This is a genomic window from Hydrogenophaga sp. GW101-3F08 (assembly GCF_059424585.1).
In genome coordinates this window covers 279401-303986 of sequence record NZ_JBWKZP010000005.1, presented here as the reverse complement: position 1 = coordinate 303986, position 24586 = coordinate 279401, and the positions used below count along the sequence as shown (strand labels likewise).

Here is a 24586-nt window from a genome sequence, read left to right as displayed (position 1 = left end):
AACGCCGCTGCTGCAGCTGTACGACGTTCCCGCCCCCGCCAAACTCAACCTGTTCCTGCACGTCACCGGACGGCGGCCCGACGGCTACCACCTGCTGCAGTCGGTCTTCATGCTGATCGACTGGTGCGATCGCCTGCACTTCGAGTGGCGGCACGACGCAGGCATCAGCCGCGAAGACCTGACGCCTGGCCCATCATTGCCCGCCGAAGACCTCTGCGTGCGCGCCGCTCGCGCTCTGCAGCAGGCCACCGGCTGCACGCAGGGTGTGCACATTGCACTGGAGAAACACCTGCCGGCCGAGGCCGGCCTGGGTGGCGGCTCCTCCGATGCCGCCACCTGCCTGCTGGCCCTCAACAGGCTTTGGGGGCTGGGCCTGAACCGCGCCCAGCTCGCCGCCATTGGCGTGCAGCTTGGTGCCGACGTGCCCTTTTTCCTGGGCGGACGCAACGCCTGGGTCGAAGGCGTGGGTGAACAGTTGACCCCGCTGGCTTTGCCCGCCGCCCGGTTTGTGGTGGTCAAACCACCGGGAGGCGCATCCACGCAGCGCATTTTCAGTTCGCCAGATTTGAAACGGGACACAAAGACTGCTACAATCCAAGGCTTTGCTGCAAACGATTCGTGTGAGCGGTTGACGTGTGAAATCCAGAGCCTTCTGGATTTTGGTCACAACGACCTGCAACCCGTGGCGCAGGCGTTGTGTTCCGATGTGGGGCACGGCATTCAATGGCTTCAAAGCCATGGACTGCAAGGACGCATGACCGGCTCGGGCACCGCTGTCTTTGCGCAAATGCTGCAGTCGCAAGATCTGTCGGACGCCCCCAGCGGCTGGACGGTTAGAGAATGCAGCAACATGGATGCACATCCATTGCTCGACTGGTGCACCGATTAGAATCGGCCGGCACACAGCCCAGGCAGTTGATGCGCAGCCTGCGACATATCGGTCGCCTGTCCGGCCCCAGGGTCAAGCAGGTGTCCTGCGTAGGGGAGTCGCCAAGTTGGTTAAGGCACTGGATTTTGATTCCAGCATGCGAAGGTTCGAATCCTTCCTCCCCTGCCACCGTTTTTCTGCAACACACCACACAGCGGCTTGATGCCGCATGGCCAAGCACCCGGCCATGTGCCGCCCGACCCCGATGACCGCCGATCCAGCTGGGAACACCATGCAAGTTCAACCCCCGGATTTCATGATTTTCACCGGCAACGCCAATCCGGTATTGGCGTCCGAGATCGCCCAGCATCTGGGCACGCAGCTCGGCGCGGCCAACGTGGGCCGCTTCTCGGACGGTGAAGTCACGGTGGAAATCACCCAGAACGTGCGCGCCCGCCACGTGTTCGTGATCCAGTCCACCTGTGCCCCGACCAACGAAAACCTGATGGAACTCATCATCATGGTTGACGCGCTCAAGCGCGCGTCGGCCGTGAGCATTTCGGCCGTCATTCCCTACTTCGGCTATGCCCGCCAGGACCGCCGTCCGCGTTCGAGCCGCGTGCCCATCAGTGCCAAGGTGGTGGCCAACATGCTGCAGGCCGTGGGCGTGAACCGCGTGCTGACCATGGACCTGCACGCCGACCAGATCCAGGGCTTTTTCGATATCCCGGTGGACAACATCTACGCCTCGCCGGTGCTGCTGGGCGATCTGCGTCAGAAGAATTATTCCGACCTGCTGGTGGTTTCGCCCGACGTGGGCGGCGTGGTGCGTGCACGCGCCCTGGCCAAGCAGCTCAACTGCGACATGGCCATCATCGACAAGCGCCGGCCCAAGGCCAACGTGTCGGAAGTCATGCACGTGATCGGTGACATCGACGGGCGCAACTGCGTGATCATGGACGACATGATCGATACCGCCGGCACGCTGGTCAAAGCCGCCGAAGTGCTCAAGGAGCGCGGCGCCAAGCACGTCTATTCGTACTGCACCCACCCGATCTTCTCGGGCCCGGCCATCGAGCGCATCGCCAAGGGTACCGCCCTGGACGAGGTGGTGGTGACCAACACCATTCCGCTGTCGCAGGCCGCCCAGGCCTGCTCCAAGATCCGCCAGCTCTCCGTGGCGCCGCTGATGGCCGAAACCATCGCGCGCATCGCCTCGGGTGAGTCGGTCATGAGTTTGTTTGCCGATCAGGACAACCTCTTCTAAGAGGCACTGAAGGCAACAAAAAGTGGGCGACCTCCATGGTGGGGGTGGCTCTTTTTGAAACAGAGGCGTTCTGGTCGCGGAACCCCTCCATTGGAGAACGTTATGCAATTTGTCGCTTTTGAGCGCGCCAAGCAGGGTACGGGTGCGAGCCGCCGTCTGCGCAACACCGGTCGCGCGCCCGGTATCGTTTTTGGCGGTGAAGCCCCCGCCGCCACGATCGAACTCGATCACAACGCCCTGTGGCATGCCTTGAAGAAGGAAGCGTTCCACGCCTCCATTCTCGACATGGAACTCGGTGGCCAGGTGCAAAAAGTGCTGCTGCGCGATGTGCAGTACCACCCCTACAAGCCCCAGGTGCTGCACGTGGACTTCCAGCGCGTGGACGACAAGACCCGCCTGCGCAAGAAGGTGCCGCTGCACTTCATCAACGAAGAGAACAGCCCCGCGGTCAAGACCGACAAGTGCGTGGTCAACCACGTGCTGACCGAGATCGAAATCGAATGCCTGGCCACGCAACTGCCGGAGCACATCACCGTTGATCTGGGCGAATGCACCAAGGGCGCTACCGTGCACACCGGCGACATCAAGCTGGGCAAGGGCGTGAAGCTCGTGATGCACGGCCGCAAAGACCTGACCTTGGCCACCATGGTTGAACCCGTCGAAGAAGTGGTGGCCGCTCCCGTGGTCGCCGCCGCCGACGACAAGAAGGGTAAGAAGAAGAAATAAGTCCCCACAGGACCTTTCTTTTCTGCCTGAAACGGCCCGCTCTGGCGGGCCGTTTCGCTTTCCGTGCTTTCACCAAACTGCCGATAATCCTGCGCATGATCCGACTCATTGCCGGGCTGGGCAATCCCGGCCCCGAATACGAACACACGCGCCACAACGCCGGTTTCTGGTGGGTGGACGAAGCGGCGCGGCTGCTCAAGGTCCCGCTGCAGATGGAGCGTGGGCATTTTGGCCTGGTGGCGCGCGCCAGCGTGGCGGGTCAGAGCGTCTGGCTGGTGGAACCCCAGACCTTCATGAACCTCTCGGGCAAGTCCGTGAGTTCACTGGCGCGCTTTTTCAAGATCGCGCCTGAAGAAGTGCTGGTGGTGCACGACGAACTCGACCTGCCGCCGGGCGAGGTCAAGCTCAAAAAAGGGGGTGGTCACGCGGGCCACAACGGGCTGCGCGACATCCATGCCCAGCTCGGGAGCGCCGACTACTGGCGCCTGCGCGTGGGCATCGGCCACCCGGGCAACAAGAACGAGGTGGCGAACTGGGTGTTGAAGAAGCCGTCGCCGGACGACCGCATCGCGATTGTCCAGGCGCTGGACCGCAGCCTCAAGGCCCTGCCCCAATTGATCGCCGGCGACATGGACAAGGCCACGGCGCTGATCCACACCAGCAAACCGCCACGCCCCAAGCCGCCGCGTCCGCCGGCGGCCGACGCACCCAAGGCTCAGGTGCCCGAAGCGGGCGGGTTGCCGGCCGCCGACAAGGGCTGACCCGCCTTCTGCAGGCGCTGGTATTTCTGCCACAGCGTCTCGCGGCTTTCCACGTGCTGCGGATTCACCGGGATACAGCTCACCGGACAGACCTGCACACACTGCGGCTCGTCGAAATGGCCCACGCACTCGGTGCACCGGGACGGATCGATCTCGTAGATCTCCGGGCCAAGATAAATGGCCTCGTTCGGGCACTCCGGCTCGCAGACATCGCAGTTGATGCACTCGTCGGTGATCATCAAAGCCATGGCTGGTCTCCGGTATGGAGGTTCATGCCTGCAATGGCTGCGGCTTCAGACGCTGCGCCACCGGCCCACTCACCATCTGCGACACGTCGCCACCCAGATAGGAAATCTCGCGCACCAGGGTGCTGGAAATGCACTGCAGCTCGGCCTGGGGCAGCAGGAACACGGTTTCCACGGCGGGGTTGAGCTTGCGGTTCATGGCCGCCATCTGCGCTTCGTAGTCGAAGTCCGTCAGGTTGCGGACGCCACGCACCACGGCGCAGGCTCCCTGTTGGCGGCAGAAGTCCATCATCAACCCGTCGAACGGCAGCACCCGCACCCGCCCGGGCATGCGCGACGCCGCCTCGCTGGCCATGTCCAGCCGCTCGCGCAGGCTGAAACGGGTTTTTTTGTGGTGCGCCATGGCAACCGCAACGATCACTTCGTCAAACAGCTGCGCAGCACGGCGCGTCACGTCTTCGTGGCCCAGCGTCAGCGGATCGAAAGTGCCGCTGTAGACCGCGATGCGGGGTGCGCTCGCGGGCGTGGAAAGGGAAACGTTCATGGCCGGGATTATGCGCGAGCGCCCCGGGCGGCATCACTGCGCCGGCAATAGCCGCAACAGGTGAAAGGCGACCGCGCCGGCCTTGCCCTGGCGATGCAGCTGCAGCCCCAGCCTGGCCAGTTCGTCGTCGCTCCAGGCGCGGGGGGCTTCGAGGTAGATCAGGCCATCGTCGCGCAGCGTCTGGCGCGCCGCCTGCAAGGCAGCGAGGTACAGCGGCTCGTTGCCGTCGTCCCCGAAGGGGGGGTCCAGAAACACCACATCCAGCCCCTGGCCGCTGCGCTGGCGCAGCGCGGCCACACCGTCACCACGCTCCACCCGCACCGCATCGGCCTTCAGGCGGGTCCTGGTGGCGTTGAGCTGGTGGACCAGGCCCGGGTCCTGCTCGACCAGCACCACCTCGAGCGCGCCGCGCGATGCCGCTTCCAGTCCCAGCGCGCCGGTGCCGGCGAAGGCGTCCAGACAACGCAGCCCGGAGAGGTCCTGCCCCAGCCAGTTGAACAGGGTTTCACGCACCCGGGCGGGGGTGGGACGCAGGCCGGGCCGGTCGCTCACGGGCAGTTTGCTGCGCTTCCACTGACCGCCGATGATGCGGACTTCCTGGGGTGCGTTCACCGTCGGACGACGGGTGGATCCGGGTTGCTTTTTCATGCCACTAGCTTAAAGGCTGCCGGGCTGCCCCGCCCTGCATCGGACCCAGGCACTCAAGGTTTGGCGCCCACCGTCACCGTCACCATGCGGTCGGGCTGCAGCACGCGGGCGAAGGCGCGGCGGATGTCGGCCACGCCGACCCGCTGCACCTGTTCGGTCCAGGTGTCCAGGTAGTCCAGCGGCAGGCCGTGCCAGGCGATGTTGGACACGTTGTCGAGCAGCTTGCGGTTGTTGTCGATGCGCAGGGCGAAGCCGTTGACGAGGTAATCCTTGGCGGCCTGCAGTTCGGCCTCGGTCGGGCCTTGCTCCACGAAGGCGCGCACCACCTCGCGCGCCACGCCGATGGCCTGATCGGCCTGGTCCGGGCGGGTGGTCAGGCCCAGCTGGAACGCCCCGGCGTGCAGGCCGGGCGCGAAATAGCTGTAGACGCTGTAGCTCAGGCCGCGCTTTTCGCGCACTTCGGTGGTCAGGCGCGAGACGAAGCCGCCGCCCCCCAGGATGTAATTGCCCACGAACAGCGGGAAGAAGTCGGGGTCGTTGCGCGCCACGCCGGGCTGGCCGATCAAGACCTGCGCCTGCGCGGCGTCGAACGGCAGGCGCTGCTCGACCGCGGCGGTCAGCGGCGCCACCTCGGCCACCGTCGGCAGCGCCTCGCAGCCGTGCGGCGCCACCGCGGCCATGAACTGGCCCACGATGCGGTCGGCGCGCGCGCGGTCGATGGCCCCCACCAGACTCACCTGGGCGCGGCAGGCCACCACATGGCGGCGGTAGAAACGGCGCATGTCGGCCACCTCGATGGCGTTCAGGGTCTCGGCCTTTGCCTCCTGTCCGTAGGGGTGACTCCCATACACCGCGCGCGAAAACGCACGACCCGCATGGGTGCCGGGCCGGGTCTCGGCCTCGCGCAGGGCGGCAAGCGAGCGCTCGCGGTCGCGCCGCCACACGCTGGGGGTCCAGGCCGGCGCGGCGAGCTGGCGCGCGGCCAGGGCCACGGCGCGCTCCAGCAGATCGGGCTCGGTCAGGCTGCGCAGCGACACGCTGAAGCGGTCACCGCCGGCCTGGGCACCGAACTGCGCCCCGAGATCGACCCAGGCTTCGCTGAGCTGGTTCTCGTCGAGCGCGGGCTGGCCGGCGTGGGCCAGCACTCCTGCGGACAACATCCCGGCCGTGGCACTGGCCAGACCGGCCAGCCCGACGGGGTCGCGGCGGCTGCCACCGTCGAAATTGAGCTGCACGTCCAGCATGGGAATGGACGGGCTGGGCACCAGATAGACCCGCGCGCCGCTGGCGTGCGTCCAGTGTTCGATGGGGATGGCCGCGTGCGCTGGCAGCAGCGCGTTGAGCACCAGCAGGCCGGTGGCGATCAGGCCCGGGCGGATGAGGGGGGAGCGCAAATGGGGCATCGGTGGTTTCCGGTGGCGGCTCAATGGCGCGTCAGCGCCGGGCGCGGACCGGCCGGCCTGGGCGCCGCGGGCTCGCGACGGCCCGGGTCGGGCACCAGCACGGCGGTGGTGAGTTGTTCGTCGTGAAAATAGCGCTGGGCGACCGAGCGCACCTGCTGCGCCGTGACGCCGCGCAACTGGTTCATGAGGCGTGCGCTGGCGTTCACGTCCATGCCGTTGATCCAGTAGCTGCCCAGCTCCTGTGCCTGGTTGAACACCGAGTCGAGCTTGTAGATTTCGCCCGCGGTCCATTGCGTCTTGACGCGCTGCAGCTCGGCCTGGGTGACGCCCTCGCGCGCGATGCGCGTCACCTCGTCCCGGAGCGCGGCGGCGGCCCGTTCGGCGGACACGCCCTTGGCGGGCACGGCGCTGAGTGTGAACAGCTGCGGCCCGCGGCCCATCAGACCGTAGGAGGCGCCGGCGCTGTCGGCGATGCGCCGGCCGCCGGTGCCCAGGCCCTGCACCAGGGCGCGTTCCAGCCGGGCGCCGCTGTAGCCGTCGAGCACGGCGGCCAGCACGGTCAGCGCCAGCGCGTCCTGGTTGGCCGCGTCGTCGCCCCCGGTCCAGCGTGGCGCCTTCCAGGCCTGCACCACCATGGCCTGCTCGGTGGCGGCGCGGTATTCGAGCCGGCGCGGCCCGACCTGGGGCGGCTCCTCGCGTGGTTTGCGCGGTGGCACGGCGCTCGTGGGCAGGCTGCCGTAGAGGGTTTCGGCCAGTGCCCGCACCTGGGCCACGTCCACGTCGCCCGCGATCACCACCGCCGCGTTGGCCGGGCTGTACCAGCGCTGGTAGAAGTCGCGCGCGTCCTGCGGCGTCATGGCCTCGATGTCGCTCATCCAGCCGATGATGGGCCGCCGGTAGGGGCTGGCCTGAAAAACCATGGCGCTGAGGGCTTCGAACATGCGCGCACGCGGCGCTTCCTCAATGCGCTGGCGACGCTCTTCCTTGATGACTTCGATCTCGCGCTGGAACTCCTCGTCGCTCCAGCGTGCGTGCGCGAAGCGGTCGGCCTCCAGCCGCATCACGGCCTCCAGCTGGCTCGCGGGCACTTGCTGGTGGTAGGCCGTCGCATCGCGGCTGGTGAACGCGTTTTCGCGCCCGCCCAAGGCGGCCACGCGGCGCGAGAACTCCCCGGCCTGCAGGTCGGGCGTGCCCTTGAACATCAGGTGTTCGAGCGCATGCGCCACGCCCGAGGTGCCATCCACCTCGTCCATGGCGCCCACGCGCACCCACAGCATGTGGGCCACGGTGGGGGCGCGGCGGTCGGGTCGCACGATCAGGGTCATGCCATTGGACAGCGTGAAGGTCTGCGCCTGGGTGGGCGCGGCCGGTGTGGCGGTGGCCGGCGATGGCGGCTCTTCGGCGGGCGTCTGGGCCAGTGACGGCCCGGCCATCAGCGCGCCGATCAGGGCCGGGAAAAGCGCACCGCGGACGGTGTCAAACAAGGGCGGGGTGCGTTTCATAGAATGCAATGGATTCTAGAGATTGAAAAATGTTCTCGTTCTTCCGCAAAAAAGCCCCCACCCCACCCTCGCCACCGGCAGCGCCGGACCGTGCGGCCGCGCCAGCGATGCCCCCCGCCGCCGCGCCCGCGGCTCAGATCGCCACACCCGTCCCGGCGGCGCGCGAAGCAGCGCCACGCCAAGGCTGGCTCGACAAGCTCAAGGCCGGGCTGCGCAAGACCGGCTCCAGCATCGCCACGGTGTTCACCGGCACGCAGATCGACGACGCGCTCTACGAAGAGCTGGAAACCGCGCTGCTGATGGCCGACACCGGCGTCAAGGCCACCGAGCACCTGTTGGCCGATCTGAAAAAACGCGTCAAGGACAGCAAGACCACCGACCCGGCCGCCGTCAAGGGCCTGCTGGCCGACGCCATCGCCGATCTGCTGGCGCCGCTGCAGAAGCCGCTGGTGATTGGTGAGCACAAACCCACGGTGATCATGGTCGCGGGTGTCAACGGCGCGGGCAAGACCACCTCCATCGGCAAGCTCACACGGCACCTGGCCAACGAAGGCGCCACCGTGCTGCTGGCCGCGGCCGACACCTTCCGCGCCGCCGCGCGCGAGCAGCTCGCCATCTGGGCCGACCGCAACACCGTGGAGATCATTACCCAGCAGGGCGGCGACCCCGCCGCCGTGAGCTTCGATGCCGTCACCGCCGGCAAAGCGCGCGGTCGCGACGTGGTGTTGGTGGACACCGCCGGGCGCCTGCCCACGCAGCTGCACCTGATGGAAGAGCTGCGCAAGATCAAGCGCGTGGTGCAGAAGGCCGATGCCACGGCGCCGCACGAGGTGCTGCTCGTCATCGACGGCAACACCGGCCAGAACGCGCTCACGCAGGTGAAGGCGTTTGACGACGCGCTGCAGCTCACCGGCCTGATCATCACCAAGCTCGACGGCACGGCCAAGGGGGGCGTGATCTGCGCCATCGCGCGGGAAAAGCCGGTGCCGATCTATTTCATCGGCGTGGGCGAAAAGCTCGAAGACCTGGAAACCTTCGACGCCCGCGAATTCGCGCAAGCGCTGCTGGCCTGAACGGCTGGGAGCGCCGTCACCCCTGGCCGGCCTCGCCTTCGTGGGGCCCGCTGGCCTCGTCGGCCGCGTAATGGCGCCACGGCTGCATGGCGTTGCGCGTGGTGAGCAGTTGCCTTTCGAAGCGCGGACAGACCGGCTGCGCGGTCTGCCGCGACAAGGTGCACGAGCTGCGTGCCAACCTCAGCGGCTGGCAGACCCAGCGGCGCCTGCTGGACGGCGGCGATCTGCCGCAGGCACCCGACGCGGCCTGTGCCTGCGCCGCCACTGGCGAAGCCTTCGATGTCTCCACCGGGTTGACCACCGCCGTGACGGACGGCCTGGTCACCGGCGTGCACCGCCTCACGGCCGCCGACCCCAACGTCCCCACCCAGGCGGCGCGTGCATGAATTAAGCTCCCCGCCCACACGCCCGCCACCGGAGCCGCCCTTGCCCACCGCCCCTCTTCGCCCGCATCGCCGCAACCACCCGTTGAGGTGCGCCGCCGGCCCGGCCGCCGCGCGGTGGGCCTTACTGGGCGTGACGCCGGAGCAGATGAAGACCCGCGACGCGGCCGACCGGGCCTATCCGTCGCGGTGGGTGGAGCCGGCCCATGCTGGATAAAGCCGTCCAGCGCGCCCTGCGCCCGGCCATGACGCGGGCCGCGCGTGCCCTGGTGCGGCTGGGCGTGGGCGCCGACGCCCTCACCCTCGCCGGCTTCGCCATCGGCATGGCGGCGGCCGCCGCCATTGCTTTCGAGGAGTTCCTGCCGGGCCTGGCGCTGCTGCTGCTCTCGCGCCTGATGGACGGTCTGGACGGCGCGGTCGCCCGCGCCACCCACCCGACCGACCGCGGCGGCTTTCTGGACATCACGCTCGACTTCCTGTTCTACGCCGCCATTCCGCTGGCCTTCGCCCTCGCCGACCCGGTGGCCAATGCCCTGCCCGCCGCCGTGCTGCTCGCCGCGTTCATCGGCACCGGCAGCAGCTTCCTGGCTTTTGCCGCCGTGGCCGAAAAGCGCCGGCTGCAGTCGCTGGCGTTTCCGGAGAAGAGCTTCTACTTTCTGGGTGGCCTGACCGAAGCCACCGAAACCATCACCGCTTTTGCCGCCATGTGCCTGTGGCCGCAGTGGTTCGCGCCCATCGCCTACGGCTTCGCCGCGCTGTGCGGCATCACGATCGCGCTGCGCATCGGCTGGGGGTGGCAGCGGTTCCGTTGAAGGGGTGTGTTGGCGCTGGCCCGCGCCACGCTTGGCATTAAACTCCCGCGAGGGTGCTTCCCCGTTCCGTTCGCCCTGGACAGCGATCGGTCCGGCCACAGGTCATCCGGTGCGGGAGTACCGTGTATCAACACCATGCTGGAGAACAAGACATGAAGGGAATGCTGGGCTTCCTGGAAAAGGCCGGGCTGGTCAAGATGGACACGCCCGTGGAGCCGCCGCCCATGGAACCGCTGGCCGAGGCGGTCCCCAGCCAGGCCAACGCGGCGCCCGCGCAGGAAGCCGCCGAACCGGCGGCCCCGCCCAGCGCCGCAGCGGCCCCGCTCGACCTCGATGCCGTCTACGCCCAGGCGGGCGTGGCACCGGCTCTCTACCCCGCGGAGCGGCTGCTCCGGCTGCTGGACGGGCTCAGCGCCATGGACGAGGCCACGCGGCGCATGGCCATCAAGGCGATGGACGCCGCCGACGAATCCTGGACGATCGAAGACCCGCTCGCCGACGCCGCCGCCAAGGTCCAGGCCCTGGCGATGCACGCCGAACTGCTGCAGCTGAATCTGCAGGCGCTGGAACGCGACACGCGGGCCCGCATGGAAGCGGTGGCGGCGCGCCGCGAAAAAGTGGTGGGCGACATCCGCCAGCAGATGTCCGAGCTCGACGCGCTGGCGACCCGCGAAACCACCCGGGCCGCCCAGGAGCTGGCCACCCAGGAAGCCCAGCTCAAAGCGGCGCAGGACCGCACCGCCGCCGAGCTGGCCAGCCTGTCCCAGCTCAGTCGGCAGTTCCAGGGCCTGTCCACCCAATTCGGCGCCCCCGCCGCCCCCACCCAAGAATGACACCATGGCCAGCTTGACCCCCCTCTCCAAAGGACTGATCGGCCTGGCCGTGGTCGGCGCCATGGCGTCGGCCGTGTGGCATCTGGCGCTGAAGGAACGCTTCGGCTCCGCCCCACAGACCACCCCGGAAGCGACAACGCCCGCCACCGTGGCCACCCCACCCGCGCAAGACCCCTATTCGCCGCCCGCCGTCGCCGCCGAGCCCCCCGTCCCGGCCCCGCCGCCGAACGAGGCCAGCAGCGCGGCCGCCACCGCCGACGGCGCCCTGTCGCCGGCCGAACACGCCGAGCGCGGACGCCAGTTGATGGAGCGCGGCGAGTTTGCCCAGGCGCGCGGCCATCTGGAGCAGGCGGTGCAGGGTGGCAACGGCGGGGCGGCCTGCCACCTGGGCGAGATGACCCTGAAAGGCCAGGGCGGCATTCCCGCGAACCAGGACGCCGCCGCGCGCCTGTTCCAGTTGGCCCAGTCGCGCAATACCATCTGTTTCGCCGCGGGCCAGTGAAGGCCCGGTGTCTCCTGTTGAAAAGGTTTCCCATGAAATTTCACACCCTTGCCCTGACCGCGACCCTGGTGGGCAGCGTCTGGATCGCCGGTGCCGCGCAGGCCCAGGGCTTCGTGTTCGGCACGGCCGAGCCCAAGGCCGCGCCCAACGCCGCGGCCGGCGCGCGCAATCCGAAGGTGGAGTCCGCGCAGCGCCTGCTGGCCCGCATGGGCCTGCTGCGCGAGGCCCCCACCGGCACGCTCACGCCCGCCACGCAGGAAGCCATCCGCAGCTTTGCCGCCCGCGCCGGCCTGGCGCCCACCAGCGAAGTCAACGACGCGCTGCTCAACGCCATCCGCCGCCACATCTGGCAAAGCCAGAACTGGTCCGCCGGCAACTACAAGGGCAAGGAAAAGCTCGTGGACGCCCAGGGCCTGCGTGAAGCGCAGATCCTGCTCGGCAAACTCGGCTTCAACGCCGGCCCGCTGGACGGCACCTTCGGCCCGCAGACCCAGGTCGCCACCGAAGCCTTCCAGGAGTCCCAGGCCGTGAGCGTGGACGGCCTGATCACCTCCACCGTGCTGATGAACCTGCGCCGCGCCGTCAACGGCGCGGGCGCCAGCGCCAAGGAAACGGTGCGGGTGCTCAACTGGCCCGACTACATCGAACCCAGCGTGCTGCAGGACTTCGAGAAGGAATACAACATCCGCGTGGTCTACGACATCTTTGCCGGCAACGACGACCTGCAGGCCAAGCTGAGCGCGGGCGGTCTGCCCTACGACGTGGTGTTCCCCACCGCCAACGCGGTGCCTGGCATGGCCAGCCAAGGCCTGCTGGGCAAGCTCGACAAGGCCAGCCTGAAGAACCTGAACAACATCGACCCACGGGTGGACGCGACCCTGCGCGCCTGGGACAAGGACGGCGCCTACAGCCTGCCCTACATGTGGTACACGGTGGGCATCGCCTGGAACCCCAAGCTCACGTCCAAGGCCTACCCCGGCTACGCCATGGACGCGCTGGGCTCGGTGTTCGACCCCGCCATCGCGCGCCGCTTCCAGTCCTGCGGCGTCGGCGTGGTCGACTCGGCCTCCGACGTGGTGCCCCTGGCCGCCATGGCCGGCGGGCAGGGCAAGTGGGACAGCAAGAACTCCATCGCCGCGGCCGACAAAGTGCTGCAGCGCCTGGCGGGCACCGTCAAGGTGATCCCCACCGACCAGTTCATCGACGCCCTGGCCACCGGCAAGATCTGCGTGGCCATCGGCTTCTCGGGCGACGCCGTGCAGGCGCAGGGCAAGTCGCGCAACGCGGTGGAATACCGCGTGCCGGCCGACGGCGGCCTGCTCGCCATCGACGCCATGGCCGTGCCCGCGAACGCCAAGAACAAACGCGCCGCCCACCTGTTCATCGACTACCTGATGCGGCCGCAGGTGATCGCGAAGATCTCCAACACCGTGGGCTACGCCAACGCCAACCTCAAGGCCGGCGAGTTCATGAGCGACAGCGTCAAGTCCAACCCGGCCGTGGTGCCCAGCACCACCGCGCTCAGCCGCTCCTCGCCCATCCCCATCCTCACCGAGCGGGACCAGCAGGAGATCGCGCGCGTCTGGGCCCGATTCGCCAAGTGACACGGACCCCTCGCCATTGAGCCCACAACCTTCCTACCTGGGCGCTTTCCTGAAGCACCCGCACAACCGGGTCGCCCTGCTGGCGGCCGGTGTGGTGGCCATTTTTGCGTCCATTCCCATGGGCTGGGCCGGTCTGGCCCTGGTGGGCACGGTGGCGCTGGGGACCGAGATCCTCGCCGCCCTGACCATCCCGAGCCTGCCCGTGTTCCGCGCCTGGGTAGACCGGGAGCAGCAGCACCAGGCGCTGACCCAGCGGCGCCAGCAGCTGATCGCCGAGCTGCGCGACCGCGGTGAAACCAGCGCCCTGTCCACCTACCAGCACATGTGGGAACGCGTGCAGGCGCTCTACCAGACCGCCAGCGACCGGCGCACCTCGCTCACCCGGCAGGACGTGGAAAAGCTCGACGCCCTCACGGTGGACTACCTCGGCCTGTGCACGGTCAACGCCTCGCTGCGCCAGCGCAAGGACCGCGCCAGCGAAGACCAGGTGGTCAAACGCATCGCCGGCGTCGAGGCGCAGCTGAAAAACCCCGCCCTGTCGGACGAAGAGGCGCGGCAGTTGCGCGCCACCCTGGGCGAATACAACGAGGTCATGAACCGCTCGCGCCGCCTCGCGGTGCGCCGCAGCGCGCTGGAGGCCGCTCTGATCGCCATGCCCGACAAGATGGAAGAGGTGTACCAGTTGGTGATCACCTCGCCCTACGCCACCGACATGGGCGGCAAGCTCGAAGAATCGCTCTCGCGCCTGCGCATCGCCGAAGAGGTGGCGGCCGAATTCGGCCCGGCCGACCTGTTCGATGTGGACAAACCCCAGGCCGCCCGCGCGGCATCCACCGCGGCGAACCCCGCGGCGCGGCAGGCGGCGCAACGCCTCAAAACCTAAGGCCCCACAGGCCCCAAAACCCCCAACGCATTCAACCAGGAGAACCCATGGCCAACAACGCAATCTTCGCCCGCCTCGCCAACCTCTGGAGCGGCTTCATCTCCCTATGGGTCTCGGACATCGAGAAAGAGCACCCCGAGATCGCCTACCAGAACGCGATCGCCTCGATGATCCAGAAATACACCCAGCTCAAGGCCGCCACCGGCGCCATCATCGCGCGGCGGCTGGAAATCACCTCGCGGCTGGAGACGCATGAGCGCGAACTCGCCAGCGTCAGCACCGATCTGGAAGCGGCGCTCGCCACCAACCAGGACGATCTGGCCGTGGTGCTGATCCAGAAGAAGAACTCGCTCGATGCCGCCATTGCCGAGCTGCGCGCCGACGCCACCCAGGCCACCGCCGACGCCGACAACGCCAAGGATTCGCTGATCCAGGTGAAGACCGAGATCGACAAACTCAAGGCCGAGAAGGAACGCATGCTGGCGCAGATGCACAGCGCCCAGGCGCGGCTCAAGATCCAGGGCCAGCTTGACGGCCTGTCGGTGGACGCCGAGGTGCAGGCGCTGGGCGCGGTGCGCGACCACATCAAGAGCCAGGTGGCGCAGGCCAGCCTGGGCGCCGAACTGCAGAACTCCGATCTGGACGTGCGGCTGAACAAACTGCGCCAGAGCAGCGGCAGCGTGACCGCCAAGGCCCAGCTCGAAGCCATGAAGCAGGCCCGCGCCGCCGCGCAGGCCGCCCCGACCAAGACCCTCTGAACGGCCCCACGCATGAACGCACCCGCCCCCCCCCGCCACGAGCTGCCCCGCTGGGCGGAGGTCCTGCGGCAGAAGTACCTGGCGGGCGAAGCGTCCACCTTCGTGCTGTACCGCAACGTGTTCGACAACTACCTGGTCGGCGACACGCTGCACAACCTGGACTCGTTCCTGGTGCAGGCGCTGTTCAAGGACACCAAGAAGCACGTCTGCGAGATCAGCCTGGAGCGCGGTATCCGGGTGCTGTCCGGGGCCACCACCGAAGACAAGCGCAAGGCGCTGGAACAGGAGCTCGAAGCGGGGAGCGAGCCCGACCTGCTGGCCTCGCTGCACGCCCTGGAAAAGCGCATGCGCGCCCAGCAGTCCACCGCCGTGATCGTGCCGTATGCCGACGCCCTGCTGCCCGCGGGCGACCCGAGTTTCATGGCGCAGCCCGACCGCCAGACCTACCTGGTGTTCCACCGCTGGTCCCTGGACCAGAGCCTGACCAACGGCGACAACATCATCGTCCTGATCACCGAGTCGCTCAACGCGATCAACCCGGGCCTGTTGTCCAACCCCAAGGTCGCGGCCATCGAGATCCCCATGCCCGATCTGCCGCTGCGCAAGCGGGTGATCGGCTTTTTCGCGCCCAAGCTCAGCGAACACCAGCAGACCCTGTTTTCCGAACGCACCAGCGGGCTGCGCACCGTGCAGCTGGCCAACATCCTGGCCAGCTCCCAGGGCCACGGCCTGAGCGAACCCGAGCGACGCCAGCTGATCCAGACCCTGCTGCAGGGCACGCCCGATGCCCAGGCGCGGGCCAACACGCTGGCCACCATCACCGCCGGCATGACCCCGGCCGAGATCACGCGCCTCATCGAACCCGGCAAGACCCTGCCCACCGGCGACGCCGACCAGGAAGTGCTCCAGGTCATCCACGCGCGCAAGCGCGAGATGATCGAAAAAGAATGCGCGGGCCTGATCGAGTTCATCGAGCCCAAACACGGCCTCTCGTCGGTCGGCGGGCACGAACACATCAAGCACGAGCTGATGGCGATCGCGCAGAACCTCAAGGCCGGCGAAACCACGCTGACCCCGATGGGCCTGCTCGCGGTGGGCCCCATGGGCTCGGGCAAGACCTTCGTCATCAAGGCCTTCCTGAAAGAGGCGGGCCTGTCGGCTGTGGCGCTGAAGAACTTCCGCTCCAAGTGGGTGGGTTCCACCGAGGCCAACCTGGAGCGCGTGCTGGCCACGGTCAAGGCCATGGGGCCGATCGCCGTGATCATCGACGAGGGCGACCGCAGCTTTGGCAACGGCGGCGGCGAGGACAGCGACGGCGGCACCAGTTCGCGCGTGATCGCGCGGCTGAAAGAGTTCATGGCCGAGCCGGAAAACCGGGGCCAGGTGCTGTTCGTGATGATGACCAACCGCCCCGACAAGCTCGACACCGACATCAAGCGCCCCGGCCGGCTGGACCGCAAGATCCCGTTCTTCTACTGCGACACGGCCGCCGAGCGTGTCCAGGTGCTGCAGGCCGTGCTCTCGCGCTACGAGGAGCCCTGCGTGGCGAGCATGGAAGAGCTGATGACCCTGTGCGACACGCTGACCGGCTACTCCAACGCCGACCTCGAAGCGCTGGCCCTGCTGTCGGTCGAGCTGGCCCGCAACCGGGCCACGCCGCTGAACGCCGAGGCGCTCGCCGCCGCCGCGGCCGACTTCATGCCCCCGCAGGAGCGCGACATGATCGAGTTCATGGAGCTGCTCGCGGTATCCGAAACCTCGCGCCGCTCCATGCTGCCCCAGCGTTTCCGCGACATGGCCATCGCCGACATCCAGAGCAACCTGGTCGCCGCCAAACGGCGCGCCCTGACCCGCTGACCCACCACCCGATGAGGAGCCTTTCCATGAACCCCATGCAAGACCAGAACCTGAGCACCACCCAGGTCATCCAGCTGACGCAAGCCATGCTCGCGGTGGCCCAGGTGGACGGCATCCACCCCGCCGAAGCGGCCCTGATCGGCCAGTTCTATGAAAGCTCGCGCACGCCGGAGATGCCCACCACCGCCTCGGTGCTGTCGGGCAGCCACGCCTTTGACGCCCAGGCCATGGCCGGCTGCCCGGCCGACGTGGCCGACACCGTGGTGCTGATGTGCCTCATGACCGGCCATGCCGACGGCCACCTGAGCGCCGAAGAGCGCGCCATGGTCAAGTCGTTCGCGACCGCCCTGGGCGTGGACGCCGCCCGCTTTGAAACCCTGCTGGGCCAGGTGCGCGACGAGCTCATCGGTGCCATCTCGCACCTGCCCGACGCCGGATCGGTCGCGAACGTGGTGCACGAACTCACGACCGGCGGCTGAGGCGACCCCGCCTCACATGCGCCGCACGCCCAGCCGGCGCAGCACCGCCTTCTCGATTTCCACCACCACGAACTTCGCGCTCGCCAGTGCGGTGATCAGCAGCCACGACCAGGCGTCCAGCGGGGCGGTGCCGAACAGCGCCTGCATCGGCGGCGCGTAGGTGAACAGCCCCTGCAGCCCCAGCGTGATGGCGCAGGCCCAGAGCGCGATGCGATTGCCCGCCAGGGTCTCCCAGCGGAAGGCGCTGGCGGTGAAGTGGCGCACGTTGAAGAGGTAGAAGATCTCGCTCATCACCAGCATGTTGACCACCGCGGTGCGCGCCACTTCGATGGAGCTGCCGCGCGAGAGCTCCCAGCCGTAGACCACGAAGGTGGCCGCCACCATCAGCACCGTGATGTAGGCGATGCGCAGGAACAGCAGCCGCGTGATCAGCGGTTCGCTGGCCGGGCGCGGCGGGCGGCGCATCACGCCGTCTTCGGCGGGCTCGAAGGCCAGCGCCATGTCCAGCGTGATGCTGGTGACCATGTTGACCCACAGGATCTGCCCGGCCGTTACCGGCAGCGCCAACCCGGCGAACACCGCGATCAGGATCAGACCGGCCTCGCCGCCGTTGGTGGGCAGGATGAACAGCAGCGACTTCTTGATGTTGTCGAACACGCGGCGGCCTTCGCGCACCGCGTGGGCGATGGTGGCGAAGTTGTCGTCGGTGAGCACCAGGTCGGCCGCCTCGCGCGCCGCGTCCGTCCCGCGCTGGCCCATGGCCACGCCGATGTCGGCGGCCTTGAGCGCGGGCGCGTCGTTCACGCCGTCGCCCGTCATCGCCACCAGCTGGCCCTGGCTCTGCAGCGCGGCCACCAGGCGCAGCTTGTGTTCGGGGCTGGCGCGCGCGACCACGTCGGTCTGGCCCAGGCGGGTGCTCAGGGCCGCGTCGTCCAGGGTGTCGATTTCGCTGCCGGTGATCGGGTCGCCGTCGCGCAGGCCCAGGCTGGCGCCGATGGCGGCGGCCGTGGTGGCGTGGTCGCCGGTGATCATGAGCACGCGCACGCCGGCGCGCAGGCACTCGGCCACCGACTCCACCGCCTCGGGGCGCGGCGGGTCCATCAGCCCCACCAGGCCGAGCAGGGTGAAGCGCGGCGTGATGTGCCCCAGCGTCAGCCCGGTCGTGCCAACGGGCAGCTCGCATTCGGCCAGCGCCAGCACGCGTTGGCCCTGGCGCGCGGCCCCGTCCATGCGCGCCTGCCAGGCCGCTGTGTCCAGCGGCTGGCCCGCCGCGTCGCGCACGCACAGGCCCAACACGCGCTCGGGCGCGCCCTTGAGCAGGGCCAGCACGCGGCCGCGGTGGTCGTGGTGCAGCGTGGCCATGTAGCGGTTTTCCGACTCGAAGGGCAGGCTGTCGATGCGCGGCATGCGCGCGGCCTCCTCAGCCAGGTCCAGCCCGGTCTTGAGCGCCAGCGTGAGCAGCGCGCCTTCGGTCGGGTCGCCGGCCAGCGTCCAGCCGCCTTGTGCGTCACGGTGCAAGCGAGCGTCGTTGCACAGCAGGGCGCAGCGCGCCAGGCGCATCACGCCGTCGTGGCGCTCGGGCGCGATGGTCTGGCCATCCACATGAAAACCGCCCTCGGGCGCGTAGCCGGCACCGCTCACGTCCACGCCGTCGGCCACCACCAGCACGCGCACCGCGGTCATTTCGTTCTTGGTCAGCGTGCCGGTCTTGTCGGTGCAGATCACGCCCACCGAGCCCAGCGTCTCCACCGCCGGCAGGCGCCGCACGATGGCGCGCTGCCCGGCCATGGCGGCGGTGCCGATGGCCAGCGTGATGGTGACGATGGCGGGCAGGCCCTCGGGGATCGCGGCCACGGCCAGGCCCACCACGGCCAGGAAGATGTCCAGCGGCGGCAGGCCACCCACCCGGCTGCCCCACAGGAAGGTGGCCACGCTCACCAGCAGGATGAAGAAGGTGATCTGGCGCGCGAACTGGTCGAGCCGGCGCGTGAGCGGTGTGGCCAGGGTCTGAACCTCCGAGACCATGCGGCCGATGCGGCCGATCTCGGTCTGCGCCGCGGTGGCGACCACCAGGCCGGTGCCCTGCCCCACCGCCACCACGGTGCCGGCGTAGGCCATGCCCGAACGCTCGGCCAGCGGCGCCAGCGCGGCCACCGGCGCGCTGTCCTTGTCCACCGGCAGCGACTCGCCAGTGAGCGCGGCCTCGTCGATGCGCAGGTTCCTGGCGGTCAGCAGGCGCAGGTCGGCCGGCACACGCGTGCCCGACTCGACCAGCACCACGTCGCCCGGCACCAGTTGCGCGGCGTCGATCTCGTGGCGCTCACCGTCGCGCAGCACCATGGCGTGGCTGGCCAGCATGGCGTGCACGGCTTCGAGCGCGCGTTCGGCCTTGCCTTCCTGGACAAAGCCGATCACGGCGTTGATGAGCACCACGCCGAAGATCACGGCGGCGTCGATGAGGTCGTCCAACCAGAGCGTGGTCAAGCCCGCGGCCAGCAACACATAGATCAGCAGGTTGTGGAACTGCGCCGCGAAGCGCCGCAACCAGCCCGGGCGCTCGGCGGCGGCGAGCCGGTTGGGGCCGTGCCGCGCCAGGCGCTCACGCGCTTCGCGGCTGGACAGGCCGGTCTCGCTGGCGGCCAGGTGCTGCAGCACCTCGGCGGCCGCCAGCGCATGCCAGGTTTCGGGGGGGATGGCGTCGCGGTTCATGGAAGGACCATAACCGAGACCCGAGACGCGAGCCACCGACCGGATCAAGCGGCGCGCGCAGCGCGGCGGGGGGCCCTCATGCCCAGACCAGCCGGTGGTGGTCGAAGCCCGCCTCCAGCGTCGGTTTGACCACCTGGAAATACGGCGAAACGTCGAAATCGCGCGGCGTGTACAGGCTGTGGTGGCGCACGTGCAGGATCTGGCGCACACAGTCCTGGCAGTGCGGATCGTTCAGTTGGGCCACCTCGATGATGGGCAGGATGGGGTAGTTGACCGACGCGAAGGCCTGCGCGATCAACGTCGAACAGATGGCACGCGTGGGGTCGCCACTGCCCAGCGCGAGCAGGTGGCGGCGCCAGCGTGTGGGCACGGGTGGCGTGGGAAACAGGTAGCGCGCCAGATCGACGATGTTCTTCAGGTCGTAGTGGTGGCCCAGGCGCTGCAGGGTGAACCGGCACACGGCCTGCGCTTCGTCGGCGCGCAGGCTGGCCGGCCGGCAGATGCGGCAGTGCCGCCCGGCGAACGCCGTGAGTGGCACCGCACGCACACCGGCGTTGATGTCGGCCTCGACCACGTTGAGCGCATCGCTCCCGCCACCGGCGATCGGCCCCACGTAGAGCGCCGCGTGCGACCAGGTGGACTGGGTCAGGTACTTGATGGCCGTGCTCACGCGCGAGTTGCCCTCCACCAGGATCACGTCGCCCGGACGCACACAGGCGGCCAGCAGCACCATGTCGGTGGGAAAACCGATGCTCGCGGTGTGCCCCGGCGCGCCCAGGTAGCGCGCCAGCGCACTGCCTATCCATTGCCTCATGCCTTGTCCCTTCCGGTGTAAGAATGGCGAACCCTGCGCGACTCACCAGGAAACCCACCCGAGAACCGTGTCGTGAACTTCCGCAAACTCCTGCTGCTGGTGGCCGTGCTGATGGCCATCGTCGCTTTTTTCACCTTCGATCTCAACCGGTATTTCAGCCTCGACTTCCTGCAGCAGAGCCAGGCCCGTTTCGCCGAGCTGCGGGCGCAGCAGCCCCTGGCGCTCGCGCTGGGGTATTTCGCGGTCTACGTCGCCGTCACCGCGCTCTCGCTGCCCGGCGCCACCATCGTCACGCTCGCGGGTGGCGCCATCTTCGGCCTGGGCTGGGGCCTGCTGATCGTGTCGTTCGCCTCCAGCATCGGCGCCACGCTGGCGTTTCTGACCTCGCGTTTCCTGTTGCGCGACAGCGTGCAGACGCGCTTTGGCCAGCGCCTGGCCGAGGTGGACAAAGGCATCCAGAAGGAAGGTGCGTTCTACCTGTTCACGCTGCGGCTGATTCCGGTGGTGCCGTTTTTCCTGATCAACCTGCTGATGGGCCTGACGAAGATGAAGGCCTGGACGTTTTACTGGGTCAGCCAGCTCGGCATGCTGGCCGGCACGGCGGTGTACGTGAACGCGGGCACGCAACTGGGCCAGCTGACGTCGCTGCAAGGCATCCTGAGCCCGGCGCTGCTGGGCTCCTTTGTGCTACTCGGCCTGTTCCCACTGATCGCGCGGCGCGTCGTGGAGGTGGTGCAAAAGCGCAAGGTGTACGCACGCTGGGCCAGCGTTCGGCCGGCGAAGTTCGACCGCAACCTGATCGTGATCGGCGCGGGCGCGGGCGGCCTGGTGTCGGTCTACATCGCCGCCGCCGTGAAGGCCAAGGTGACGCTGATCGAGGCCCACAAGATGGGCGGCGACTGCCTGAACTACGGCTGCGTGCCGAGCAAGGCGCTGATCAAAAGCGCCACACTGGCGCACCAGATGCGCCACGCATCGAACTACGGCCTGAGCGATGCAAGCCCGGTTTTCAGCTTCAGGGCCGTGATGCAGCGCATCCACGACGTGATCAAAGCCATCGAGCCGCACGACAGCGTGGAGCGCTACACCGGTCTGGGCGTGGAGGTGCTGCAGGGTTACGCCAGGTTGCTGAACCCGTGGACGGTGGAGATCGCGCAGAGCGGCGGTGGCACGCAGACCCTCACCGCGCGCAGCATCGTGATCGCGGCCGGTGCCCGCCCCTTTGTGCCGCCGCTGCCCGGTCTGGACGAGATGGGCTATGTCACCAGCGACACGCTGTGGGACGCGTTCGCGAAGCTCGACGAGGTTCCGCAACGCCTGGTGGTGCTGGGTGGTGGCCCCATCGGCTGCGAACTCGCCCAGGCCTTCGGCCGGCTGGGATCGCAGGTGACGCAGGTGGAGATGGCGCCGCGCATCATGATCCGCGAAGACGAGGAGGTGAGCGCGCTCGCGAAAGCCGCGCTGGAAACGGACGGCGTGGCGGTACTCACCGGACACAAGGCGCTGCGCTGCGAGGCCGTGGGCGGCGAGAAGATGCTGATCGTCGAGCACGAAGGCACGGAAAAACGCATTCCCTTCGACCAGCTCATCTGTGCCGTGGGCCGCGTGGCGCGGCTGCAGGGCTACGGGCTCGAAGAACTGGGCATCCCGACGAACAAGACCATCGAGACCAACGAGTACCTGCAGACCCTCTACCCCAACATCTACGCCGCGGGCGACGTGGCCGGTCCCTACCAGTTCACCCACGTGGCCGCGCACCAGGCCTGGTACGCGGCGGTCAACGCCCTCTTCGGCGACTTCAAGAAGTTCAAGGCCGATTATTCGGTGATCCCCTGGGCCACCTTCATCGCCCCCGAGGTGGCGCGCGTGGGCCTGAACGAACAGGAAGCGAAGGAAAAGAACATCCCCTACGAGGTCACGAAGTACGGCATTGACGACCTGGACCGCGCGATCGCCGACAGCGAGGCCCACGGCTTCGTGAAGGTGCTCACCGTGCCGGGCAAGGACACCATCCTCGGCGTCACCCTCGTCGGCACGTACGCCGGCGATCTGCTGGCCGAATACGTGCTGGCCATGAAACACGGCCTGGGTCTGAACAAGATCCTGGGCACCATCCACACCTACCCCACACTGGCCGAGGCCAACAAGTACGCCGCGGGCGAATGGAAGCGCGCGCACGCGCCGCAGCGGCTGCTGGCCTGGGTGGCGAAGTACCACGCCTGGAAGCGCGGATGACGATGCCGGTGGAACCCACCGGCCGTGAAAGAATCGACACACCATGATCCACCGCCGCCAGACCCTGGCCCTGCTCGCCGCCAGCGCGTTTTTTCCGCTCGCCGCGCGGGCCCAGCCCACGTTCGACCACGGCTACGCCGCCTGGGACGCGCTGCTGAAAAAACACGTGCGCTGGCTGGCCGACGGCAAGCAGTCGCGCGTCGGCTACGCCGGGTTTCTGGCCGACCGCGCCGCGCTGGCAACCGTGCTCGAGGCCTTGAGCGCCGTGCCCCAGGCCACGTTCGACGGCTGGAGCCGGCCGCAGCAGATGGCCTTTCTGATCAACGCCTACAACGCCTTCACGGTGGAACTCATCCTCACGAAATACCCGGATCTGAAGTCCATCAAGGACCTGGGCTCGTTCATCCAGGCGCCCTGGAAAAAGAAGTTCTTCCGGCTGCTCGGCCAGGAGCGCCACCTCGACTGGATCGAACACGAGCAGCTGCGTCCGCGCTACCAGGAGCCGCGCGTGCACGCCGCGTTGAACTGCGCCAGCATCGGCTGCCCGGCGCTGCGCGACGAGGCCTTCACCGCCGCGAGGCTCGTGGCCCAGCTCGAAGACGGCATGCGCCGCTTCCTGGGCGACCGCACGCGCAACCGCGTGGTCGGGGGCCGGCTGGAAGTCAGCAGCATCTTCAAGTGGTTCCGCGAAGACTTCGAGGCCGGCCACCAGGGGTTCACGCGGGTGGAAGACGTGTTTGCCCGCTACGCCGAACAGCTGAGCGATCAACCCGCCGAGCAGGCCCGCCTGCGCGCGCGCAGCCTGCCCGTGAGCCACCTGGACTACGACTGGTCGCTCAACGACGCCGGCCGCTGACCATGCGCGCCACCCACTGCCGCCGCACCACCCTGGCCGGCACCCTGCTCGCGCTGGCGCTGGTGGGCAGCGCCCCGGCTCAGACCCAGACCGGCGCCGCCTTGCCCCCGCTGCTGCAGGACGACGGCGCGCTGCACCCGGCTTGGCGCTTTGTCGGCTTTCCCCAGCAACACACCGAACTGCCGCCGACCCGCTTCGAGGCCGGCACGGTGGACGGCGAACGCGCGCTCAAGGTGTCCACCGCGTCGTCCTACGGTACGCTGGTGCACGGCTGGAGCGGCCCTGTACCTGCCGCGCGGCTGCAATGGCGCTGGCGGCTGGACCAGCCGCTCGTGGGCGCCCGGGTGCCGGTCGACATCCTCAGCAAGGCCGGCGACGACGCCGCGCTCAAGGTCTGCGTGATGTTCGACCACCCGATGGAACGCGTGCCATTCTGGGAACGCACCGTGCTGCGCCTGGCGCGCGGCGTGAGCGGCGAGGCGCTGCCTGCGGCCACGCTATGCTATCTGTGGGACAGCTCGCACCCGGCGCTCACCGAAGGCGCCAACCCCTACAGCCGCCGCGTGCGCTTCATCAGCCTGCAAGGCCGCGGTGCGCCGTTGGCGCGTTGGGTAAGTGAGTCGCGCGACGTGGCGCAAGACTTCGCCCGGCTCTTCGCCGACGAGCTGCCGCAGGGCGCCCAGACACCGCGCGAAGCCCTGCCCCGCATCTCCACCGTGCTGATCGGCGCCGACAGCGACAACACCGCGAGCCACAGCACCGGCTGGGTGGCCGGGCTGCGCTGGGCAGACCAAGCACCCTGAAGCACCCCGCTGGCCGCGCAC

At 68.5% G+C, this 24586-nt stretch carries 24 protein-coding genes and 1 tRNA gene; 18 read left to right on the top strand and 7 right to left on the bottom strand.

The features are described from left to right. Positions 1-7: 7 nt before the first annotated feature. From ispE to pth, 5 genes are all read left to right on the top strand, one after another. On the top strand, positions 8-889 hold the full coding sequence (ispE, locus tag AC07YZ_RS15440) for a 4-(cytidine 5'-diphospho)-2-C-methyl-D-erythritol kinase (protein WP_494795410.1): 882 nt from the start codon (positions 8-10) through the stop codon (positions 887-889). Between the two features lie 91 nt (positions 890-980). Then, positions 981-1057: transfer RNA gene (locus AC07YZ_RS15435), tRNA-Gln, on the top strand. A 103-nt stretch (positions 1058-1160) separates the two neighbouring features. Next, positions 1161-2135: a ribose-phosphate pyrophosphokinase gene (locus AC07YZ_RS15430; RefSeq protein WP_226494165.1), complete on the top strand. Its 975-nt coding sequence runs from the start codon at positions 1161-1163 to the stop codon at positions 2133-2135. A 102-nt stretch (positions 2136-2237) separates the two neighbouring features. Continuing rightward, positions 2238-2861, top strand: coding sequence for a 50S ribosomal protein L25/general stress protein Ctc (locus AC07YZ_RS15425; protein ID WP_226494166.1), 624 nt, complete (start codon positions 2238-2240; stop codon positions 2859-2861). Positions 2862-2956: 95 nt separating this feature from the next. Further along, positions 2957-3622, top strand: a complete 666-nt coding sequence (pth, locus tag AC07YZ_RS15420) for an aminoacyl-tRNA hydrolase (protein WP_494795374.1) — start codon at positions 2957-2959, stop codon at positions 3620-3622. Here the strand turns inward: pth and AC07YZ_RS15415 are convergent. Genes AC07YZ_RS15415 through AC07YZ_RS15395 form a run of 5 tightly spaced genes read right to left on the bottom strand, consistent with a single transcriptional unit; the run spans position 3577 to position 7964 of the window. After that, positions 3577-3870 (bottom strand): YfhL family 4Fe-4S dicluster ferredoxin, encoded by a 294-nt coding sequence (locus AC07YZ_RS15415; RefSeq protein WP_068173604.1) that lies wholly within the window; start codon positions 3868-3870, stop codon positions 3577-3579. The genes pth and AC07YZ_RS15415 overlap by 46 nt on opposite strands. Positions 3871-3892: 22 nt before the next feature. Beyond that, on the bottom strand, positions 3893-4411 hold the full coding sequence (gene coaD, locus AC07YZ_RS15410; RefSeq protein WP_226494168.1) for a pantetheine-phosphate adenylyltransferase: 519 nt from the start codon (positions 4409-4411) through the stop codon (positions 3893-3895). Between the two features lie 33 nt (positions 4412-4444). Then, positions 4445-5059 (bottom strand): 16S rRNA (guanine(966)-N(2))-methyltransferase RsmD, encoded by a 615-nt coding sequence (gene rsmD, locus AC07YZ_RS15405; protein ID WP_226494169.1) that lies wholly within the window; start codon positions 5057-5059, stop codon positions 4445-4447. Between the two features lie 53 nt (positions 5060-5112). Next, positions 5113-6462, bottom strand: coding sequence for a M16 family metallopeptidase (locus AC07YZ_RS15400; RefSeq protein WP_494795373.1), 1350 nt, complete (start codon positions 6460-6462; stop codon positions 5113-5115). A gap of 20 nt (positions 6463-6482) precedes the next feature. Beyond that, positions 6483-7964, bottom strand: coding sequence for a M16 family metallopeptidase (locus AC07YZ_RS15395; RefSeq protein WP_494795372.1), 1482 nt, complete (start codon positions 7962-7964; stop codon positions 6483-6485). A 29-nt stretch (positions 7965-7993) separates the two neighbouring features. Here AC07YZ_RS15395 and ftsY point away from each other — a divergent pair, with 29 nt between their 5' ends. From ftsY to AC07YZ_RS15345, 10 genes are all read left to right on the top strand, one after another. Further along, entirely contained in the window at positions 7994-9037 is a 1044-nt protein-coding gene (gene ftsY, locus AC07YZ_RS15390) for a signal recognition particle-docking protein FtsY (RefSeq protein ID WP_226494171.1), read from the top strand. Between the two features lie 86 nt (positions 9038-9123). Next, positions 9124-9423, top strand: coding sequence for a hypothetical protein (locus tag AC07YZ_RS15385; protein ID WP_494795371.1), 300 nt, complete (start codon positions 9124-9126; stop codon positions 9421-9423). Between the two features lie 203 nt (positions 9424-9626). Then, positions 9627-10232: a CDP-alcohol phosphatidyltransferase family protein gene (locus AC07YZ_RS15380; RefSeq protein ID WP_494795370.1), complete on the top strand. Its 606-nt coding sequence runs from the start codon at positions 9627-9629 to the stop codon at positions 10230-10232. Between the two features lie 152 nt (positions 10233-10384). After that, positions 10385-11065 (top strand): methyl-accepting chemotaxis protein, encoded by a 681-nt coding sequence (locus tag AC07YZ_RS15375; RefSeq protein ID WP_226494174.1) that lies wholly within the window; start codon positions 10385-10387, stop codon positions 11063-11065. Between the two features lie 4 nt (positions 11066-11069). Then, a complete protein-coding gene (locus tag AC07YZ_RS15370; RefSeq protein WP_226494175.1) occupies positions 11070-11567 on the top strand; it encodes a hypothetical protein in 498 nt (165 codons plus the stop codon). Positions 11568-11599: 32 nt separating this feature from the next. Further along, positions 11600-13171, top strand: coding sequence for an extracellular solute-binding protein (locus AC07YZ_RS15365; RefSeq protein WP_494795369.1), 1572 nt, complete (start codon positions 11600-11602; stop codon positions 13169-13171). Positions 13172-13187: 16 nt separating this feature from the next. Continuing rightward, positions 13188-14054: a hypothetical protein gene (locus AC07YZ_RS15360; protein ID WP_494795368.1), complete on the top strand. Its 867-nt coding sequence runs from the start codon at positions 13188-13190 to the stop codon at positions 14052-14054. Between the two features lie 47 nt (positions 14055-14101). Further along, the gene (locus AC07YZ_RS15355; RefSeq protein WP_226494178.1) at positions 14102-14812 is read left to right on the top strand and encodes a PspA/IM30 family protein; all 711 of its coding nucleotides are present in this window, start codon (positions 14102-14104) and stop codon (positions 14810-14812) included. 12 nt (positions 14813-14824) lie between these two features. Further along, complete coding sequence (locus AC07YZ_RS15350; RefSeq protein WP_494795367.1) at positions 14825-16669, top strand: ATP-binding protein; 1845 nt, start codon at positions 14825-14827, stop codon at positions 16667-16669. 26 nt (positions 16670-16695) lie between these two features. Continuing rightward, positions 16696-17148: a TerB family tellurite resistance protein gene (locus AC07YZ_RS15345; RefSeq protein ID WP_226494180.1), complete on the top strand. Its 453-nt coding sequence runs from the start codon at positions 16696-16698 to the stop codon at positions 17146-17148. 12 nt (positions 17149-17160) lie between these two features. Here AC07YZ_RS15345 and AC07YZ_RS15340 read toward each other — a convergent pair whose 3' ends face one another. Both AC07YZ_RS15340 and AC07YZ_RS15335 read right to left on the bottom strand, forming a co-directional pair. Further along, positions 17161-19857 carry a cation-translocating P-type ATPase gene (locus tag AC07YZ_RS15340; protein ID WP_494795366.1) on the bottom strand — a complete coding sequence of 899 codons (2697 nt, stop codon included), beginning with the start codon at positions 19855-19857 and terminating at the stop codon, positions 17161-17163. Positions 19858-19933: 76 nt separating this feature from the next. After that, entirely contained in the window at positions 19934-20671 is a 738-nt protein-coding gene (locus tag AC07YZ_RS15335) for a YiiX/YebB-like N1pC/P60 family cysteine hydrolase (protein WP_226494182.1), read from the bottom strand. Between the two features lie 72 nt (positions 20672-20743). Between AC07YZ_RS15335 and AC07YZ_RS15330 the strand changes: the two genes are divergently transcribed. Genes AC07YZ_RS15330 through AC07YZ_RS15320 form a run of 3 tightly spaced genes read left to right on the top strand, consistent with a single transcriptional unit; the run spans position 20744 to position 24565 of the window. Beyond that, positions 20744-22906 (top strand): dihydrolipoyl dehydrogenase family protein, encoded by a 2163-nt coding sequence (locus AC07YZ_RS15330; protein WP_494795365.1) that lies wholly within the window; start codon positions 20744-20746, stop codon positions 22904-22906. A gap of 43 nt (positions 22907-22949) precedes the next feature. Continuing rightward, a complete protein-coding gene (locus tag AC07YZ_RS15325) occupies positions 22950-23762 on the top strand; it encodes a DUF547 domain-containing protein (RefSeq protein ID WP_494795364.1) in 813 nt (270 codons plus the stop codon). 2 nt (positions 23763-23764) lie between these two features. After that, positions 23765-24565: a DUF3047 domain-containing protein gene (locus AC07YZ_RS15320; RefSeq protein ID WP_494795363.1), complete on the top strand. Its 801-nt coding sequence runs from the start codon at positions 23765-23767 to the stop codon at positions 24563-24565. The last annotated feature ends 21 nt before the right edge of the window (positions 24566-24586 follow it).

What these genes read in the sequence shown, in the direction of transcription:
- AC07YZ_RS15430 (WP_226494165.1), top strand. Translation starts at nt 1,161, where the DNA reads ATGCAAGTTCAACCCCCGGATTTCATGATTTTCACCGGCAACGCCAAT.
- AC07YZ_RS15425 (WP_226494166.1), top strand. Translation starts at nt 2,238, where the DNA reads ATGCAATTTGTCGCTTTTGAGCGCGCCAAGCAGGGTACGGGTGCGAGC.
- pth (WP_494795374.1), top strand. Translation starts at nt 2,957, where the DNA reads ATGATCCGACTCATTGCCGGGCTGGGCAATCCCGGCCCCGAATACGAA.
- AC07YZ_RS15415 (WP_068173604.1), bottom strand. Translation starts at nt 3,870, where the DNA reads ATGGCTTTGATGATCACCGACGAGTGCATCAACTGCGATGTCTGCGAG.
- coaD (WP_226494168.1), bottom strand. Translation starts at nt 4,411, where the DNA reads ATGAACGTTTCCCTTTCCACGCCCGCGAGCGCACCCCGCATCGCGGTC.
- rsmD (WP_226494169.1), bottom strand. Translation starts at nt 5,059, where the DNA reads ATGAAAAAGCAACCCGGATCCACCCGTCGTCCGACGGTGAACGCACCC.
- AC07YZ_RS15400 (WP_494795373.1), bottom strand. Translation starts at nt 6,462, where the DNA reads ATGCCCCATTTGCGCTCCCCCCTCATCCGCCCGGGCCTGATCGCCACC.
- AC07YZ_RS15395 (WP_494795372.1), bottom strand. Translation starts at nt 7,964, where the DNA reads ATGAAACGCACCCCGCCCTTGTTTGACACCGTCCGCGGTGCGCTTTTC.
- ftsY (WP_226494171.1), top strand. Translation starts at nt 7,994, where the DNA reads ATGTTCTCGTTCTTCCGCAAAAAAGCCCCCACCCCACCCTCGCCACCG.
- AC07YZ_RS15385 (WP_494795371.1), top strand. Translation starts at nt 9,124, where the DNA reads ATGGCGTTGCGCGTGGTGAGCAGTTGCCTTTCGAAGCGCGGACAGACC.
- AC07YZ_RS15380 (WP_494795370.1), top strand. Translation starts at nt 9,627, where the DNA reads ATGCTGGATAAAGCCGTCCAGCGCGCCCTGCGCCCGGCCATGACGCGG.
- AC07YZ_RS15375 (WP_226494174.1), top strand. Translation starts at nt 10,385, where the DNA reads ATGAAGGGAATGCTGGGCTTCCTGGAAAAGGCCGGGCTGGTCAAGATG.
- AC07YZ_RS15370 (WP_226494175.1), top strand. Translation starts at nt 11,070, where the DNA reads ATGGCCAGCTTGACCCCCCTCTCCAAAGGACTGATCGGCCTGGCCGTG.
- AC07YZ_RS15365 (WP_494795369.1), top strand. Translation starts at nt 11,600, where the DNA reads ATGAAATTTCACACCCTTGCCCTGACCGCGACCCTGGTGGGCAGCGTC.
- AC07YZ_RS15355 (WP_226494178.1), top strand. Translation starts at nt 14,102, where the DNA reads ATGGCCAACAACGCAATCTTCGCCCGCCTCGCCAACCTCTGGAGCGGC.
- AC07YZ_RS15350 (WP_494795367.1), top strand. Translation starts at nt 14,825, where the DNA reads ATGAACGCACCCGCCCCCCCCCGCCACGAGCTGCCCCGCTGGGCGGAG.
- AC07YZ_RS15345 (WP_226494180.1), top strand. Translation starts at nt 16,696, where the DNA reads ATGAACCCCATGCAAGACCAGAACCTGAGCACCACCCAGGTCATCCAG.
- AC07YZ_RS15340 (WP_494795366.1), bottom strand. Translation starts at nt 19,857, where the DNA reads ATGAACCGCGACGCCATCCCCCCCGAAACCTGGCATGCGCTGGCGGCC.
- AC07YZ_RS15335 (WP_226494182.1), bottom strand. Translation starts at nt 20,671, where the DNA reads ATGAGGCAATGGATAGGCAGTGCGCTGGCGCGCTACCTGGGCGCGCCG.
- AC07YZ_RS15325 (WP_494795364.1), top strand. Translation starts at nt 22,950, where the DNA reads ATGATCCACCGCCGCCAGACCCTGGCCCTGCTCGCCGCCAGCGCGTTT.
- AC07YZ_RS15320 (WP_494795363.1), top strand. Translation starts at nt 23,765, where the DNA reads ATGCGCGCCACCCACTGCCGCCGCACCACCCTGGCCGGCACCCTGCTC.